We start from the raw sequence: 16,533 nt of genomic DNA, 5'->3' as shown, positions 1-16,533 counted from the left end.
TCTGATTCAGCCTATAGTCATTTAAGACTAGTGTCAAAGTTAGTTCACTGCAACTCTACTTTTCAAATATACACTTATATTTTGTTGTGATATTTAATACTGCAAATGTAAATGTGTCAAAAGCAACTAAACTCTCCTCCTTCCTGAAGGAGGGGAATTTAGTTGCTTTTGACACACCTTCTTTTCTGTTTCTTATTTCAGTAAATGTCCCCCTTCCCTGTGTTTTGATTTACTACTTAATCTGTTAATTATTAGAATGATAATAACAGATGTTCTTTTTTCTAATTGTCCCCCTCTTCTTTGCCTTGTTTTATAAGCCGATTGCCTATCTTTGCGGCAGGTCTTTAAATAATAAATTAAAAAGAGAAAACTACTTTATGAAACACATTTCAAACTTCCTCAGATCAAAAAGCTGGAACGTATTTTTGTTTTTATATCTTGCTCTTCCTTTGTTTGCGCAAAAGGAATATAAGATCGATCAGGTATCCGTTGTCAATGTAGGCGATGGCAGACTGTTGTTTCGGGAACTGAAAACGGAAAAAGCATTGAATGGCGAACATCGCATCATAGATGGTTATCATTCCGCCTATGTGCTGGCATCTTTTAAAGATGGTTTTTATGATGGCGGATACAAAGAATATGTGGACAATATATTAATAACGGAAGGAAGTTATAAAGAAGGGCGGAAGGATGGCCTCTTCAAGATTAACTCCAAGTTTGACGGTAAGCTGAAAGAAGAAAAGTCCTATAAGGAAGGTAAGCTGGACGGTACGAGCAAAAGTTACTTTACTACCGGAAAAGTGGAAAGTGAAAGAAACTTCCGGATGGGGAAAGAGCACGGGAAGCAACTGTCGTACGAATCTGACGGTACTTTGCGGAAAGAGCATAATTACAAGGACGGGAAGCAGGTAGGCAAACAGTATACTTTTCTGAAAGGTACATATGATTTGTATGAGACCGTTTATTTCAATGAAGAAGGTTTGCAGGACGGTGAATATTCGTCCGTGTTTACGTTTGGCTCGCCACGTATACTGGGTAGTTATAAGAATGGAAAGAAGAATGGTCGGTGGACTACTTTTGCTGAAAGCGGAGATACGCTGATGATTGAAACCTATCTGGATGGAAAAGAAGATGGACTCCATGTCTCATTTGCCAACGGAAGTGGGGTAAGGCAGAAAGAATATTATATGAAGAACGATCGTAAAGACGGTTTATACCGTGAATATAATCTGGAAAATGGTGAATTGAGATATGAAGCTACCTATCAGGCCGGCAGATTGCATGGCAAGGAACGACGGCTGATAGTGAGCAACCGCTTTGATTATTGGGAAACTTCTACCTATGTGAACGGAAGGCAGAACGGACCGTTCGAAGCTCGTTATGTAAAGAATGACCAGCTTCGTGAATGTGGGGAATATAAGAATGGTCGCCGTGTAGGACGATGGAAACGCTACACTATTGATGGTAAACTGGAAAAGGAATGGGATGAAAACTAACCGGTAGATGAAAGGTCAGGGCATAAAAAAAGGAGCAACGCCTTGCTCCAACCTTTGTTAACCTTAAATCTAATACTATGAAAAACACAGTGCAAAGATACGGACTTCTGTGAAATCTGCAAATTATCCAAGTAAAACGCTATGTTTTATAACATTGATTAAGTGTTTGTTTTACGCTTTATACTTTTGTTAATACTTTCCGATGGTCTGAAAGAGGACTGCTTTCCTTCTTTTTAGAATAATAAATAGCTGAAGTTAGAGAACTTTACAGTATTATTTCTTATTTTTGTTCTTAATTGGATTACAGAAAGAACTACGAAATGATGAGATGGATGAAGACGATGAGATATCTGAAGTGGATGCTGGTGCTGTTTTGTTTAATCGGGATGACGGCTTGCCGGCAGGATACACCCCGTTTTCGTATTGGGGTGGCTCAATGCAGCGATGATTCATGGCGACATAAGATGAATGATGAGATTCTTCGGGAAGCGATGTTTTATAATGGTGTTTCGGTGGAAATCCGTTCGGCAGGGGATGATAACAGTAAGCAGGCGGAAGATGTCCATTATTTTATGGACGAAGGAGTCGATCTGCTGATTATTTCCGCTAACGAAGCTGCTCCTATGACTCCGATTGTAGAAGAAGCTTATCAGAAAGGCATCCCCGTTATTCTTGTAGACCGGAAGATTCTTTCGGATAAATATACTGCCTATATCGGAGCCGATAATTATGAAATTGGTCGTTCGGTAGGAAACTATATTGCCTCCAGTCTGAAAGGGAAGGGAAATATAGTAGAACTGACAGGATTGAGCGGTTCGACTCCTGCAATGGAACGGCATCAGGGATTTATGGCTGCCATCAGTAAATTCCCGGATATAAAGCTGATTGATAAAGCGGATGCTGCTTGGGAACGTGGTCCGGCAGAGATAGAAATGGATAGTATGCTTCGGAGGCATCCTAAGATTGATGCTGTGTATGCCCATAATGACCGTATCGCTCCGGGTGCCTATCAGGCAGCAAAGATGGCAGGGCGGGAGAAGGAAATGATTTTTGTCGGCATAGATGCCTTGCCGGGTAAGGGAAACGGACTGGAACTGGTTCTGGACAGTGTGCTGGATGCCACCTTTATCTATCCGACCAATGGTGATAAGGTACTGCAACTGGCTATGGATATTCTGGAGAAGAAACCCTATCCCAAAGAAACGGTGATGAATACCGCTGTTGTGGACCGTACCAACGCACACGTCATGCAGTTGCAGACCACACACATTTCCGAACTCGACAAAAAGATTGAAACGCTCAACGGACGTATCGGTGGCTATCTCTCTCAGGTAGCTACACAACAGGTCGTTTTATACGGCAGTCTGATTATCCTTTTATTGGTAGCCGGCTTATTATTGGTCGTTTATAAATCACTCCGCTCAAAGAATCGCTTGAATAAAGAACTTTTTAAGCAGAAGCAACAATTGGAAGAGCAACGTGACAAACTGGAAGAACAGCGTGACCAATTGATACAACTTTCTCATCAACTGGAAGAAGCTACTCATGCCAAGCTGGTATTCTTCACCAATATTTCTCACGACTTCCGTACTCCGTTGACATTGGTTGCCGATCCGGTAGAACATTTGTTGGCGGACAAGACACTGAGCGGAGATCAGCACCGGATGCTCATGCTGATTCAGCGGAATGTGAACATCCTTCTGCGTCTGGTCAATCAGATTCTGGATTTCCGTAAATATGAAAACGGCAAGATGGAATATACTCCGGTTACGGTGGATGTCCTTTCTTCTTTCGAAGGATGGAATGAGTCTTTTCAGGCGGCAGCCCGTAAGAAGCATATCCATTTTTCTTTTGATAGTATGCCGGATACGGATTATCATACACTGGCAGACATGGAGAAGCTGGAACGTATTTATTTCAATCTCCTGTCCAATGCCTTTAAGTTTACACCGGAAAACGGGAAAATAGCCATCCGTCTGTCTTCCCTTAGTAAAGAGGACAAGCGATGGATACGTTTCACGGTGGCAAATACCGGTTCCATGATTTCTGCCGAACATATCCGCAATGTATTCGACCGTTTCTATAAGATCGATATGCACCATACCGGTTCGGGAATCGGACTGGCATTGGTAAAAGCCTTCGTAGAAATGCACGGTGGTATGATCTCTGTAGAGAGCGATGAGAAACAGGGCACGGTCTTTACCGTTGAACTGCCTGTACAGTCTTGCGAGGCTGTTGCTGCCGAACCGGATACCACCCTTGTTTCTGCGGATTCCCGTACAACAGATGTTCTATTGGCAGAAGAGGAAGAACTGGAAAAAGGATATGACTCTTCCAAACCGTCCGTATTGATTATTGATGATAATGAGGATATCCGTTCGTATGTTCATACGCTGTTGCATACAGACTATACGGTGATTGAAGCGGCAGACGGCTCCGAAGGAATCCGTAAGGCTATGAAGTATGTTCCGGACCTGATCATTTCTGATGTGATGATGCCGGGCATTGATGGCATTGAATGTTGCCGCCGGCTGAAAAGTGAGTTACAGACCTGTCATATTCCGGTTATTCTGCTGACAGCGTGTTCACTGGACGAACAGCGTATTCAGGGATATGACGGTGGTGCGGATTCTTATATTTCAAAGCCGTTCAGTTCACAGCTGTTGCTGGCACGTGTCCGCAATCTGATCGATTCTCACCGTCGTCTGAAACAGTTCTTTGGTGACGGGCAGACATTGGCAAAAGAAGATGTCTGCGATATGGACAAGGATTTTGTAGAAAGATTCAAGTCATTGATTGAAGAGAAAATGGGAGACTCCGGTTTGAATGTGGAGGACTTGGGCAAAGACATGGGACTAAGCCGTGTGCAGCTTTATCGCAAGATTAAATCATTGACTAACTACTCTCCGAATGAATTGCTCCGTATCGCCCGTTTGAAGAAGGCAGCTTCTTTGCTTGCTTCTTCGGACATGACCGTAGCGGAGATTGGTTATGAAGTCGGTTTCAGTTCACCTTCTTATTTCACCAAGTGCTATAAAGAGCAGTTCGGAGAGAGCCCGACAGACTTCTTGAAAAGGAAAGGATGATTTCATTGAGATCGTAAAGAGGGATATATGAAAGATTATAAAGTAGATAAAGAGAGTTTTTCCGAATCCTTTCGGAAGGAAGTGTACGAAGTCGTATCCCAGATACCTGTGGGAAAAGTATCTACCTATGGAGGTATTGCTTTGCTCTTGGGGGCACCCCAATGCTCACGGATGGTGGGGCGTGCATTGAAAGAAGTGCCGGATGAATTATCCATTCCTTGCCATAGAGTTGTAAATTCCATCGGAAGGCTGGTGCCCGGTTGGGTGGAACAAAAACAACTCTTGCTGGCAGAAGAAGTTTCTTTCAAAGCTAACGGATGCGTTAATCTGAAAGAACATTTGTGGCACGTGGATGAATGAAGGATGCAAGGAAGGTAAGCCATATCATCCGTATCCATACAATAAAGAAAACCCATACATGAAGCCATAAGGTCCTGGTAATGAAATCTCTGATGGGAACAGGGACGAATATGTCGATAGGAACGATACATAACAGCACAAAACAGCACCAAAATAGAATCTTGTCTGTTGCGGTACGTGTTGGTCTGCTCCAATACCAGAGCATGAAACCTGCCAATGCGATAATATAGGTATGTTTCTCGGCGGAGTCACTCAGTAATACTACCCAGCCCATGAGAATGCCCAAAGCTTGGGCACGGAAGGCAAAAGACGACCATTTGCGGAAATTCCCCAAAAAGAGCAGAGTCAGCAGACCGAGCATTCCTATCTGAAGTGCACGGAAATGTGGCAATGTCCATGCTGCAATGGGGCGGGCATAGAAAAATGAATCATAAGCTCCGGTGGATTGATGAACAGCAAGACTATGGCACCATTCTTCATAATAGGGGAGCAAATCTGCAGGAGCTATTTTGATTAACGGTAACGCAAGCAATACAATGCCCATTGCAACGGCATAGCCAAAGTTACGCCATACGTGAGGATAGCACAGCAACAATGCCAGTTCGAAAATTCCATATACTTTGGTACATCCCGAAATCATGATGAACAGAACAGCCAGAAATCCACGGTCTTTTTCCAATAACGTATAGGCGAATAAGAATAAATAGGCTACCGTTATGTTATACTGAAATGAAAGTAAACTTTGTCCTAAAATCAGTAACAGAAAAAGGAACATACGGCATTTCTGCTGCTGGGTGAATTGTTGGGGCAGCGTGAAGATCGCCACAAAGAACAATGAATAATTGAATAGATTCCATGCGAAAGGTCCCAGCCATGCAGGCAGATACGCAAACGGAGCGAACAATACCGTGAAAACAGGAGAATAAAGGAAGTAGCGTCCGTGAGCTTCTACAAATTCGGTTGTGTATGGGCTGATGCCTTGCCAGAAGAATTGAGTAGCGTCTGAGAAGACCCTAAAGTTTTGATGCCGTCCTCGCATAAATTCGAGCAGAGTCACTATAAAAGCGAGCAGGAAACCTATCATGTAGAGATTCTGCCGGCTATAGAAAAACGGCATTTTGGGGTTCTTTTTACTAAGGAACTGTACTTGGCTTTTGTCGTCTAGTGTGGCAGTACCTGTTTGTTTTTCTTTTGTTGTGTAATGACAATTATCCTTCCCCAGGAAAATTGTAATAGCCCTGTTGAACATATAAATCTAGTTTAGTTATTGATGCCAAATATACGGTGTTTAGGTGAAATATTCAAACTTATTTTATATTTATCTGCCGGTTTGTTCTATTTTGCTGAGTGATAGGGGAATATTACCCGAAAACTTTCCATATCATTACAAATAAAGCCCTCTGTATGCCCCGGATTTTGAATATAATTTGCATGTTTAATCTGTTTTTTGTATCTTTGTGCCAGCAAGATACTGGAACAGACTGTTTTTATACATAAAAATGCTATTTTTTTGCTATTCGTTGAAAGGATTATCTTATCAAATTCTATTCCTTTTTTAATTACTCAGTCTGTCAATAATCATTTTATTAATTATTTCGGGATTCATTGTTATTTGTCCCGTATTTAAATCAGAACTTTATACGATATAAAGAAAAATTCCTGTTATCGTTTGTTCTTGTCTTGCTGTATATATTATTTTAATAACCTAAACCATTTTATTGTATGAGTAAAATAGAAATTAAAGATCTCTATCTGGTTTTTGGCAATGAGAAGCAGAAGGCTTTGAAGATGTTGAAAGAAGGTAAAACAAAAAGTGAAATATTAAAAGCGACCGGATGTACAGTTGCGGTGAAAGATGCGAATCTTTCCATTAATGAAGGCGAAATATTCGTCATTATGGGGCTGTCCGGTAGTGGAAAGTCCACTTTACTCCGCTGCATCAACCGTTTGATACGCCCTACTTCCGGAGAAGTGATTATCAATGGAACAGACATAGCCAAAGTATCGGATAAAGAACTGTTGCAGATTCGCCGAAAAGAACTGGCTATGGTCTTTCAGAACTTCGGTCTGCTTCCTCACCGTTCTGTCTTGCATAATATAGCTTTCGGACTCGAACTACAGGGAGTTAAAAAGGGAGAACGGGAGCAGAAAGCGATGGAAAGTATGCAACTGGTGGGACTGAAAGGCTACGAGAATCAGATGGTCAGTGAATTGTCGGGTGGGATGCAGCAGCGTGTCGGGCTGGCGCGGGCTTTGGCCAATAATCCCGAAGTCCTGTTGATGGATGAGGCTTTCTCGGCACTCGATCCTTTGATCCGCGTACAGATGCAGGATGAACTGCTGACTTTGCAGTCGAAGATGAAAAAAACGATTGTCTTTATTACTCACGACCTGAGTGAAGCGATTAAATTGGGCGACCGGATTGCTATCATGAAGGATGGAGAAATTGTACAAATCGGTACATCGGAAGAAATCCTGACCGAACCTGCCAACGCTTATGTAGAACGATTTGTGGAGAATGTAGATCGAAGCAAGATTATTACGGCTTCCTCAGTTATGGTAGATAAACCCATAGTGGCACGTTTGAAGAAAGAAGGTCCGGAGGTGCTGATCCGTAAGATGCGCGAACGGAATCTGACCGTTCTTCCGGTAGTCGATTCCAATAATCTGTTAGTAGGAGAGGTGCGGTTGAACGACTTGCTGAAACTGCGAAAAGAGCAAATCCGCTCCATCGAGTCTGTAGTAAGACATGAAGTTCATTCGGTACTGGGGGATACGGTGCTGGAAGATATTCTTCCGTTGATGACAAAAACGAACTCGCCAATCTGGGTCGTAAATGAGAATCGGGAGTTTGAAGGCGTAGTGCCACTTTCCTCATTGATCATCGAAGTAACGGGAAAAGATAAAGAAGAAATTAATGAAATCATTCAAAACGCAATAGAATTATGATAAATATCGGACAATATATAGAGACAGCCATAAATTGGCTCACAGAACATTTTGCTTCCTTTTTTGATGCTCTCAGTATGGGGATTGGAGGATTCATAGACGGTTTTCAGCACGTACTGTTTGGAATACCTTTTTATATCACAATCGCAGTGCTGGCTGCACTCGCCTGGTTTAAGTCGGGTAAGGGGACAGCCGTATTTACCCTCTTAGGTTTATTACTTATTTACGGCATGGGCTTTTGGGAAGAAACGATGCAGACACTGGCATTAGTACTTTCTTCCACCTGTCTGGCATTGCTTTTGGGCGTTCCGTTGGGAATCTGGACTGCCAACAGTGATCGTTGTAACAAGATAATGCGCCCTGTCCTCGATTTTATGCAGACAATGCCTGCCTTTGTCTATCTGATTCCTGCTGTCCTATTCTTCGGATTGGGAACTGTGCCGGGAGCTTTTGCCACCATCATCTTTGCAATGCCTCCTGTGGTTCGTCTGACCGGCCTGGGCATTCGTCAGGTTCCTAAAAACGTAGTAGAAGCCTCCCGTTCTTTTGGAGCTACTCCCTGGCAGCTTCTTTATAAGGTGCAATTGCCTTTGGCGTTGCCTACTATTCTGACGGGAATCAACCAGACGATCATGATGTCACTTTCGATGGTAGTGATTGCTGCCATGATTTCTGCGGGAGGATTGGGAGAAATCGTGCTGAAAGGTATCACCCAAATGAAAATCGGACTCGGATTTGAAGGCGGTATCGCAGTCGTGATATTGGCGATCGTGCTGGACCGCATCACTCAGGGTATGGCAGATAACAGAAAAAGTAAAAAGAAATAAGAATCACACCAAAGAAAGGAATAATCAATGAATAAGATAAAAATGATTGCGGCAATGTTTATTGCCGGCATACTTTTAACCTTCGTTTCCTGCGGAGACAACGGAAAGAGTAAGAAGATAAGTATCGCTTATGCCAACTGGTCGGAAGGGATTGCCATGACAAACCTTGCCAAAGCGATTTTTGAAGATCAGGGATACGATGTAAAGTTGCTGAATGCCGACCTTGCACCTATATTTACCTCTATCTCCCGTAAGAAAGCAGACGTATTTATGGATGTCTGGATGCCTGTCACTATGGAAGATTATATGAAACAATACGGGGATAAACTCGAAGTTATCGGGGATATTTATGATGGTGCCCGTATCGGGCTGGTGGTTCCGGATTACGTTACGATCAACTCAATCGAAGAACTGAACGCGGAAAAGGAACGTTTCTCCGGTCAGATTGTCGATATTGATGCCGGAGCCGGTATTATGAAAGCTACCGATCAGGCCATCAAAGACTATGGATTGGATTATAAACTGATGACTTCGAGCGGACCTGCCATGACTGCTTCCCTAAAGAAAGCGATTGATAAGAAAGACTGGATTGTCGTGACGGGATGGACGCCTCACTGGATGTTCGACCGTTTCAAGCTGAAAGTTCTTCAGGACCCGAAGCTGATATATGGAAATACGGAATCCATTCATACCATAGCATGGAAAGGTTTTAGTGAGAAAGACCCTTTTGCTGCCGAACTTTTGGGCAACATTCGTCTGACTGATGCGGAAATCAGCTCTTTAATGACTGCTCTGGAAGAGGCGCAGACAATGGAAAGACAGGCTGCCCGTCAATGGATGGAAGAACATCAGGAACTGGTAAACAGTTGGATTCCTGAGAAAGATTGATATGCAAACACTACTTTAACCATCCTGCCATTCTTTCTTTACCATAGAAGTAGTAGAAAAGTAGTCCCAGCCAGCTGGTAAGAACGATTAATACAATCGCTATAAGTCTTTTCTCTACAGCCGCATTTATATTCCAAATCTCTATGGCAGCTCTGAAAGTCAGTATCAAACCGATAATCCAAATAACAAATCCGATCATATCTTTAGAGTTTTAATGAATATCTTCGTGAGAAGTAATCGTTACTTCTAAGATATAAACAAAAAAGGCAGGAATCTGTTTCCAGGATTCCTGCCTTTTATTATGTACAAAGTATTTCTACTTATTATTCAGCTGTATCAGCTCCCCAATTTTCTCTGGCAAGACGTTTGTAGCTGTTGTAACGCCATTTAGCGTTTTCTTCAGCAGCTTTAAACAGTTCTTCAGCTTCAGCAGGATATTGTTTCATTACAGAAGCGTAACGAACTTCACCCTTCAAGAAACCTTGGAAGTCTTCCCAGTTAGGTTCTTTGCTATCCAGTTGGAACGGATTCTTGCCTTCTTCTTCCAAAGCAGGGTTGTAACGCCACAAGTGCCAGTAACCGCACTTAACAGCCTTTTCTTCTTCTTCCTGGCTCTTACCCATACCAGCTTTCAGACCGTGGTTGATACATGGAGCGTAAGCGATGATCAGTGATGGTCCCGGATATGCTTCAGCTTCACGGATAGCTTTCAGAGTCTGAGCTTGGTCAGCACCCATAGCAATCTGAGCAACATATACATAACCGTAAGTAGTAGCCATCAGACCGAGGTCTTTCTTACGTACACGCTTGCCTGCAGCAGCAAACTTAGCGATAGCGCCTACCGGAGTAGCTTTAGAAGACTGACCACCTGTGTTAGAGTAAACCTCAGTATCCAATACAAGGATGTTGACGTCCTTACCGGAAGCGATTACATGGTCAAGACCACCGTAACCGATATCGTAAGAAGCGCCGTCACCACCGATGATCCACTGGCTGCGTTTAACAAGATATTGTTGCAGATCAGCGATTTGCTTGCAGTGGTTGCATTTATCTTTAGCAGCTTCTACCATCGGAATGATCTTTTCGGCCAGTTCCTTAGTCTTTTCTGCATCCAGCATATTGTTGATCCATTCAGCAAATACTTCTTTGTATTCAGCCGGGCAGCAATCAGAAGCGATAGCTTCGTTCATTACTTTCACCAGACGGGCACGCATCTTTTCGTTAGCCAGTTCCATACCCAAACCAAATTCACAGAAGTCTTCGAACAAGGAGTTAGCCCATGCAGGACCGTGACCCTTTTCGTTCATAGTGTACGGAGTAGAAGGAACTGAACCGGAGTAGATAGAAGAACATCCTGTAGCGTTAGCAACCATTTCACGGTCACCGAACAACTGAGAAATCAGTTTCACGTACGGAGTTTCACCACAACCGGAGCAAGCGCCTGAGAACTCAAACAACGGAGTTGCGAACTGAGAGTTCTTCACGTTAGCCTTGATGTCTACCAGGTGTTGTTTGCTCTTCACGTTTTCAGCGCAGTAAGTCCAGTTATCAGCTTCGGCCAACTGGCTTTCAAGGTGTTTCATGGTCAATGCCTTACCACCCTTCTTCGGATTACCCGGACAGATGTCGGCACAGTTACCGCAACCCAGACAGTCGAGAACGTCTACCTGAATACGGAATGTCATACCATCGAATGCTTTACCTACAGCTTTCAGTTGCTCGAACTTAGCACCCTTCTGCTCTTCAGCATCGAGTACGAACGGACGGATAGAAGCGTGAGGACAAACGTAAGCACACTTGTTACACTGAATACAGTTTTCAGCATTCCATTCGGGAACGAATGCAGCTACACCACGTTTTTCGTATTTGGAAGTACCTTGATACCAAGTACCGTCTTCGATACCCTTGAATGCAGATACCGGCAGCAAGTCACCGTCCTGTGCATTGATCGGACGAACTACTTCGTTGATGAAAGCAGGATCATTGTTTTCTGCTTTTGCATCATCCGGCAGGTTAGCCCAAGCAGGATCGACAGTCAGAGTCTTGTATTCACCACCGCGGTCTACAGCAGCGTAGTTCTTGTTAACAACGTCTTCACCCTTCTTGCCGTAAGACTTAACGATGAATTTCTTCATCTGTTCAACAGCTTGATCTACAGGGATTACGCCTGTGATACGGAAGAATGCAGACTGAAGGATTGTATTGGTACGGTTGCCCAAACCAATTTCCATTGCAATCTGAGTTGCGTTGATATAGTATACAGAGATGTTGTTCTGTGCAAAGTATTTCTTCACCTTGTTAGGCAGGTTCTTAGCCAGTTCTTCGCCTTCCCAGATGGTGTTCAGCAAGAAAGAACCGTTCTTACGCAAACCACGTGTTACGTCGTACATGTGCAGGTAAGCCTGAACGTGACAAGCAACGAAGTTCGGAGTATTTACCAAGTAAGTAGAACGGATCGGAGTATCACCGAAACGCAAGTGAGAACAAGTGAAACCACCCGACTTCTTGGAGTCGTAAGAGAAGTAAGCCTGACAGTGTTTGTCGGTGTTGTCACCGATAATCTTAACAGAGTTCTTGTTGGCACCTACTGTACCGTCAGCACCCAGACCGTAGAATTTAGCTTCGAACATACCTTCACCGCCCAGAGCGATTTCTTCTTTCTGAGGAAGAGAAGTGAACGTAACGTCGTCTACGATACCGATAGTGAAGTGGTTCTTCGGCATTGGCATAGCCAAGTTTTCGAATACAGAGATGATCTGTGCCGGAGTGGTATCTTTTGAACCCAGACCGTAGCGACCGCCAACGATAACAGGAGCATTTTCTGCGCCATAGAAGCAGTCTTTAACGTCAAGGTAAAGAGGTTCGCCGTTAGCACCCGGTTCTTTTGTACGGTCAAGCACTGCGATGCTCTTTGCAGTCTTGGGTACAGCAGCCAGGAAGTGTTTAGCAGAGAACGGACGATACAAGTGTACGGCAACCATACCTACTTTTTCGCCGTTTGCTACCAAGTGGTCGATAGCTTCGCGGGCAGCTTCAGTTACAGAACCCATTGCGATAATTACGCGTTCTGCATCTTCTGCACCGTAGTAATCGAACAAACCGTATTTGCGGCCTGTGATCTTGGAAATTTCGTTCATGTATTCTTCTACGATAGCAGGAACTGCTTCATAGTAGTTATTGCATGATTCACGATGTTGGAAGAAGTGGTCGGGGTTTTCAGCCATACCACGGGCAACCGGCTTCATCGGATTCAGTGCACGGGCACGGAATTCAGCCAAAGCTTCCTGGTCGATCAGCGGAGCGAGGTCGTCGTTTTCCAACATTTCGATCTTCTGGATTTCGTGAGAAGTACGGAAACCATCGAAGAAGTTCATGAACGGAACGCGTGATTTGATAGTAGCCAGATGAGCAACACCTGCCAAATCCATAACTTCCTGTACAGAACCTTCTGCCAACATAGCGAAGCCGGTTTGACGAGCTGACATTACGTCCTGATGGTCACCGAAGATACACAATGCGTGAGAAGCCAGTGTACGAGCAGAAACGTGGAATACACAAGGCAAGAATTCACCGGCAATCTTGTACATGTTAGGGATCATCAAAAGAAGACCCTGAGAAGCAGTGTAAGTAGTAGTCAATGCACCAGCCTGAAGAGAACCGTGAACTGCACCGGCAGCACCACCTTCAGATTGCATTTCCTGTACCAATACTGTTTCGCCGAAGATGTTCTTACGTCCTGCGGCAGCCCATTCGTCTACGTACTCAGCCATAGTCGAAGAAGGAGTGATGGGGTAGATAGCTGCTACTTCAGAGAACATATACGAGATATGTGCTGCAGCTTGGTTACCATCACATGTGATGAATTTCTTCTGTTTAGTCATAACTAAATTAAATATTTAAGTAAATAAATCTTTTTAGTATAAGAATCCGAACATCCAAAGAGGTATTTGGTTGCCGCGGCCTATCTCAGCCTTTTGCAACGCATACGTCACGTCCGGGTTATTCTTTATTTTTGTACCTTCCGCACAAATTTTGAACGGCATCACTTCGTCTACCATGAAAGAGACGTTTTTATCTCCTTTATGTACCTTATGGTCTTTCCATAAAGTGTTAACGAAGAACGTGTCGAGTACATCCTGTTCTTCCACTTTCACCGGATAAATGGAGTACATCAGGTTAGAGTTGTGCATCATAATCTTTGACGGTTTCTTTGGGAATTCTTCTCCTTTCGGGTAAACCAGATTAATCAGACGCGCGTCTGCCAGATACTTGATATAGTTCATTACCGTAGCGCGGGATGTCTGTACGTCACTTGCCAGTTGGCTCACGTTCGGAGCTTTCGGTCCGTCCACAGCCAACAAATATAGTAATTTTTTTATCTTTGAAAGATATTTCAGCTCAATTTGTTTGATCAGCAAGATATCCACTTCTACCATCATGTTCATTGTTTTCAGCAGATTCTCCGAGAAATTACGTTTTTCAAGGAAGAAAGGGTAGAAACCATGATGCAGGTAATCCTGAAAATAATCCAGCGGTCGTACTTTGGAAAGTACTCCTTTGGCTATCTGTTCATGTGTACTGAGGATTTCTTCGAGGCTGTATGCCCGGAATTTCATTCCTGTCTGCAGGTTCAGAAATTCACGGAAAGAGAATCCGCGCAGGTTATAACTTTTCGCAATGTCACGCAATTCGAGGTTTTCCTCTTTGAGTCGCATGACGGAAGAACCGGTGAAGACAATCTTCAGGCTGGGGAAACGGTCATAGCACATTCGTAGCTCTTTGCTCCATTCGGGATGTTTGAACACCTGGTCGATCAGCAGTACTTTTCCGCCACGTTTCTGAAACTCGTTGGCGAAGTCAACAAGGCTGTGACCGGAGAAATAAAAGTTGTTCATATTGATGAACAGACAGGAACGGTCGGTGCCGAATTTCTCTTTGGCGTACTGCAGGAGGAAAGTGGTTTTTCCTACGCCACGTGTCCCTTTGATACCAATCAGACGGTCACTCCAGTCGATCTCGTCCATAAGATCGCGGCGAACGGGGGCATTGGTGTGCTCAACGAGGTAGGCGTGTGTGCGATAGAATGATTCCATTTCGTTTCTTTGTTTTTCGGCTGGCAAATATAGTGCTTTTTTTAGGATTTGCAAAGTAGAGATAGCAAAAATGTGCTTTAATTTATAAGTTTCTCTTTATTGTGTAAGTTCCTGATTATTTCCTGTATATATTTGCAGAATAATGTGTTGAATCCATCTTTGACATGACGAAAAGACCTGTTTATATATTCAATCCGGAGCATGATATGGCGTTGGCAAGCGGTGAGACGAACTATATGGCGCCGGCTTCCGCCCGACAGATGGCGAGTGACCTGGCGTTGCTTCCTATGTGGTATGCCGAAGTGGGAAGTGCGGTGCTTGCACCGTCTGCTTATAATGCGGACTTCCTGAAAACAAAGAGTGAACTTTTGGGCATGGATGTGGCCTTGTTGACGGAACCGGAAGTGGCTGACGGTAAAGACCGGAAGTTCTCTCCGTGGGGGTGGGACCCTGCTTTGCGGAAGCGTTTGATGACATTGGGGGCAGATCAGACGGAGCTGCCTTCTGCGGATTATATGAATATTCTGAGAGAGCATTCGCATCGTCTGCAGGCGGTAAAGTTGTTGCCTGGGTTGCGGTTGAATGAATACTTCTGTGGAGAATCTTTTTATTTGAGTACTTTGGCGGAGTGCAGTGCGTTCGTCGAAGGGCGGGAAGCGTGCTTGTTAAAAGCTCCGCTTTCCGGAAGCGGGAAAGGATTGAATTGGTGTAAAGGCATATTTACTACTTTTATTTCCGGTTGGTGTGCCCGTGTCGCTGCTTCTCAGGGTGGGGTGGTAGGCGAACCTATATATAATAAGGTGGAAGATTTCGCTATGGAGTTTTATGCTGACGGGAGAGGAAGGGTTGTTTTTGCTGGATATTCGGTCTTCCACACGGGTGGGAGTGGGATGTATGCAGGGAATGACTTGCTGTCTGACGAGAAGATTCTGCAGAAACTATCGGCTTATGTGCCACAAGAAGAATTTATCAGGCTGCGGACTCGTTTGGAAGAAGAATTGTCAGCTTTGTTCGGTGGCTTTTATCATGGATACTTGGGAGTGGATATGATGATTTGTCATTTTCCGGATGAAGCGCCTGTTTACCGGATTCATCCTTGTGTCGAAATTAATCTGCGAATGAATATGGGGGTGGTGGCATGGCTCTTGACGGATCGTTATTTGGCTGCGGATGCGGAAGGAGTTTTTCGGATTGATTATTATCCTTTAGCCGGTCAGGCTTTGGAGGAACATCGGCAGATGTCGGCTTCGTTCCCTTTGTCCGTAGAGAATAATCGGGTGTGTGCCGGATATTTGCCGTTAGTACCGGTGACGCCTCAAAGCCGGTATCGTGCGTTTCTTTTGCTTACTCTCCCCCAGTGAAAAAGATAGTGCTTTTGCTCTCATGCTCTAACAGTTCGTCTGTATCCCTTTATTCATCGATGTTTTAGCTGTTAGAGATCCAGTGGTAGCAGAGTGAGAGCAAGGACTTGCTCTCACTCTGCATCGTCCTGATAAATACCGTTTTTACTGTGTTATTCTTTGATTTACAGGATGTTAATATCTGATATCTCAACTGTTAACGTTTGATTTCTCAGATATTAATAATTGAGAAATCAAGTATTAAGGACTGATAATTTATGTATTATTGACTGATATATGATTTAATGTTTTCAGAGAGAGCAGTACTATTGAAGTAGCTGATGCGTTCAATGTGATTGGAACATGCGGTTATGTCTTACCCTGGATTTGGTTGACTACTATAAGTATCAACTAAAATGAATAAAAGATGAAAAAGAGTGACATGACCTTTAGTCCTTATCAGCTTGAACTTCTTGGCGATTTCTATCGTTCGA

At 43.8% G+C, this 16,533-nt stretch carries 11 protein-coding genes; 7 read left to right on the top strand and 4 right to left on the bottom strand.

Translation table 11 applies throughout. The annotated features are described in order from the left end of the window. Positions 1 to 269 precede the first annotated feature (269 nt). From NBH01_RS25945 to NBH01_RS25935, 3 genes are all read left to right on the top strand, one after another. Positions 270 to 1,496: a toxin-antitoxin system YwqK family antitoxin gene (locus NBH01_RS25945; RefSeq protein WP_225680661.1), complete on the top strand. Its 1,227-nt coding sequence runs from the start codon at positions 270 to 272 to the stop codon at positions 1,494 to 1,496. A 341-nt stretch (positions 1,497 to 1,837) separates the two neighbouring features. Beyond that, positions 1,838 to 4,582: a hybrid sensor histidine kinase/response regulator transcription factor gene (locus tag NBH01_RS25940; protein ID WP_317197863.1), complete on the top strand. Its 2,745-nt coding sequence runs from the start codon at positions 1,838 to 1,840 to the stop codon at positions 4,580 to 4,582. Between the two features lie 27 nt (positions 4,583 to 4,609). Then, positions 4,610 to 4,942, top strand: coding sequence for an MGMT family protein (locus NBH01_RS25935; RefSeq protein ID WP_225680665.1), 333 nt, complete (start codon positions 4,610 to 4,612; stop codon positions 4,940 to 4,942). Here NBH01_RS25935 and NBH01_RS25930 read toward each other — a convergent pair. After that, on the bottom strand, positions 4,905 to 6,059 hold the full coding sequence (locus NBH01_RS25930; RefSeq protein WP_225680667.1) for a glycosyltransferase family 87 protein: 1,155 nt from the start codon (positions 6,057 to 6,059) through the stop codon (positions 4,905 to 4,907). The two genes, NBH01_RS25935 and NBH01_RS25930, sit on opposite strands and share 38 nt — an antisense overlap. A 605-nt stretch (positions 6,060 to 6,664) precedes the next feature. On the opposite strand from NBH01_RS25930, the gene NBH01_RS25925 reads away from it, so the two are divergent. Genes NBH01_RS25925 through NBH01_RS25915 form a run of 3 tightly spaced genes read left to right on the top strand, consistent with a single transcriptional unit; the run spans position 6,665 to position 9,606 of the window. Further along, positions 6,665 to 7,891 (top strand): quaternary amine ABC transporter ATP-binding protein, encoded by a 1,227-nt coding sequence (locus NBH01_RS25925; protein WP_008767787.1) that lies wholly within the window; start codon positions 6,665 to 6,667, stop codon positions 7,889 to 7,891. Next, positions 7,888 to 8,718 (top strand): ABC transporter permease, encoded by an 831-nt coding sequence (locus NBH01_RS25920; RefSeq protein ID WP_008763296.1) that lies wholly within the window; start codon positions 7,888 to 7,890, stop codon positions 8,716 to 8,718. The genes NBH01_RS25925 and NBH01_RS25920 overlap by 4 nt, the downstream gene beginning before the upstream one ends. A gap of 27 nt (positions 8,719 to 8,745) precedes the next feature. After that, positions 8,746 to 9,606, top strand: coding sequence for a glycine betaine ABC transporter substrate-binding protein (locus tag NBH01_RS25915; RefSeq protein WP_250700365.1), 861 nt, complete (start codon positions 8,746 to 8,748; stop codon positions 9,604 to 9,606). A gap of 10 nt (positions 9,607 to 9,616) precedes the next feature. Here the strand turns inward: NBH01_RS25915 and NBH01_RS25910 are convergent, their stop codons facing one another. From NBH01_RS25910 to NBH01_RS25900, 3 genes are all read right to left on the bottom strand, one after another. Further along, on the bottom strand, positions 9,617 to 9,805 hold the full coding sequence (locus tag NBH01_RS25910) for a hypothetical protein (RefSeq protein ID WP_008763298.1): 189 nt from the start codon (positions 9,803 to 9,805) through the stop codon (positions 9,617 to 9,619). Between the two features lie 124 nt (positions 9,806 to 9,929). Beyond that, positions 9,930 to 13,487, bottom strand: a complete 3,558-nt coding sequence (nifJ, locus tag NBH01_RS25905) for a pyruvate:ferredoxin (flavodoxin) oxidoreductase (RefSeq protein ID WP_008767789.1) — start codon at positions 13,485 to 13,487, stop codon at positions 9,930 to 9,932. Between the two features lie 33 nt (positions 13,488 to 13,520). Continuing rightward, positions 13,521 to 14,699, bottom strand: coding sequence for an ATP-binding protein (locus NBH01_RS25900; RefSeq protein ID WP_008763300.1), 1,179 nt, complete (start codon positions 14,697 to 14,699; stop codon positions 13,521 to 13,523). A gap of 164 nt (positions 14,700 to 14,863) precedes the next feature. Between NBH01_RS25900 and NBH01_RS25895 the strand changes: the two genes are divergently transcribed. Then, a complete protein-coding gene (locus tag NBH01_RS25895) occupies positions 14,864 to 16,060 on the top strand; it encodes a hypothetical protein (protein ID WP_234141733.1) in 1,197 nt (398 codons plus the stop codon). Positions 16,061 to 16,533: the final 473 nt, after the last annotated feature.

This window comes from Bacteroides sp. B1-V-101, from assembly GCF_023656585.1.
Lineage (GTDB): Bacteria > Bacteroidota > Bacteroidia > Bacteroidales > Bacteroidaceae > Bacteroides > Bacteroides thetaiotaomicron.
The sequence above is the reverse complement of the archived record's forward strand: the minus strand, read 5'-3'. Positions and strand labels throughout refer to the sequence as shown.

Excerpts from the sequence above, each read along its gene's own strand:
- NBH01_RS25900 (WP_008763300.1), bottom strand. The coding sequence starts at position 14,699 with ATGGAATCATTCTATCGCACACACGCCTACCTCGTTGAGCACACCAAT.
- NBH01_RS25915 (WP_250700365.1), top strand. The coding sequence starts at position 8,746 with ATGAATAAGATAAAAATGATTGCGGCAATGTTTATTGCCGGCATACTT.
- NBH01_RS25935 (WP_225680665.1), top strand. The coding sequence starts at position 4,610 with ATGAAAGATTATAAAGTAGATAAAGAGAGTTTTTCCGAATCCTTTCGG.
- NBH01_RS25930 (WP_225680667.1), bottom strand. The coding sequence starts at position 6,059 with ATGCCGTTTTTCTATAGCCGGCAGAATCTCTACATGATAGGTTTCCTG.
- NBH01_RS25940 (WP_317197863.1), top strand. The coding sequence starts at position 1,838 with ATGAGATATCTGAAGTGGATGCTGGTGCTGTTTTGTTTAATCGGGATG.
- nifJ (WP_008767789.1), bottom strand. The coding sequence starts at position 13,487 with ATGACTAAACAGAAGAAATTCATCACATGTGATGGTAACCAAGCTGCA.
- NBH01_RS25925 (WP_008767787.1), top strand. The coding sequence starts at position 6,665 with ATGAGTAAAATAGAAATTAAAGATCTCTATCTGGTTTTTGGCAATGAG.
- NBH01_RS25945 (WP_225680661.1), top strand. The coding sequence starts at position 270 with ATGTTCTTTTTTCTAATTGTCCCCCTCTTCTTTGCCTTGTTTTATAAG.
- NBH01_RS25920 (WP_008763296.1), top strand. The coding sequence starts at position 7,888 with ATGATAAATATCGGACAATATATAGAGACAGCCATAAATTGGCTCACA.
- NBH01_RS25895 (WP_234141733.1), top strand. The coding sequence starts at position 14,864 with ATGACGAAAAGACCTGTTTATATATTCAATCCGGAGCATGATATGGCG.
- NBH01_RS25910 (WP_008763298.1), bottom strand. The coding sequence starts at position 9,805 with ATGATCGGATTTGTTATTTGGATTATCGGTTTGATACTGACTTTCAGA.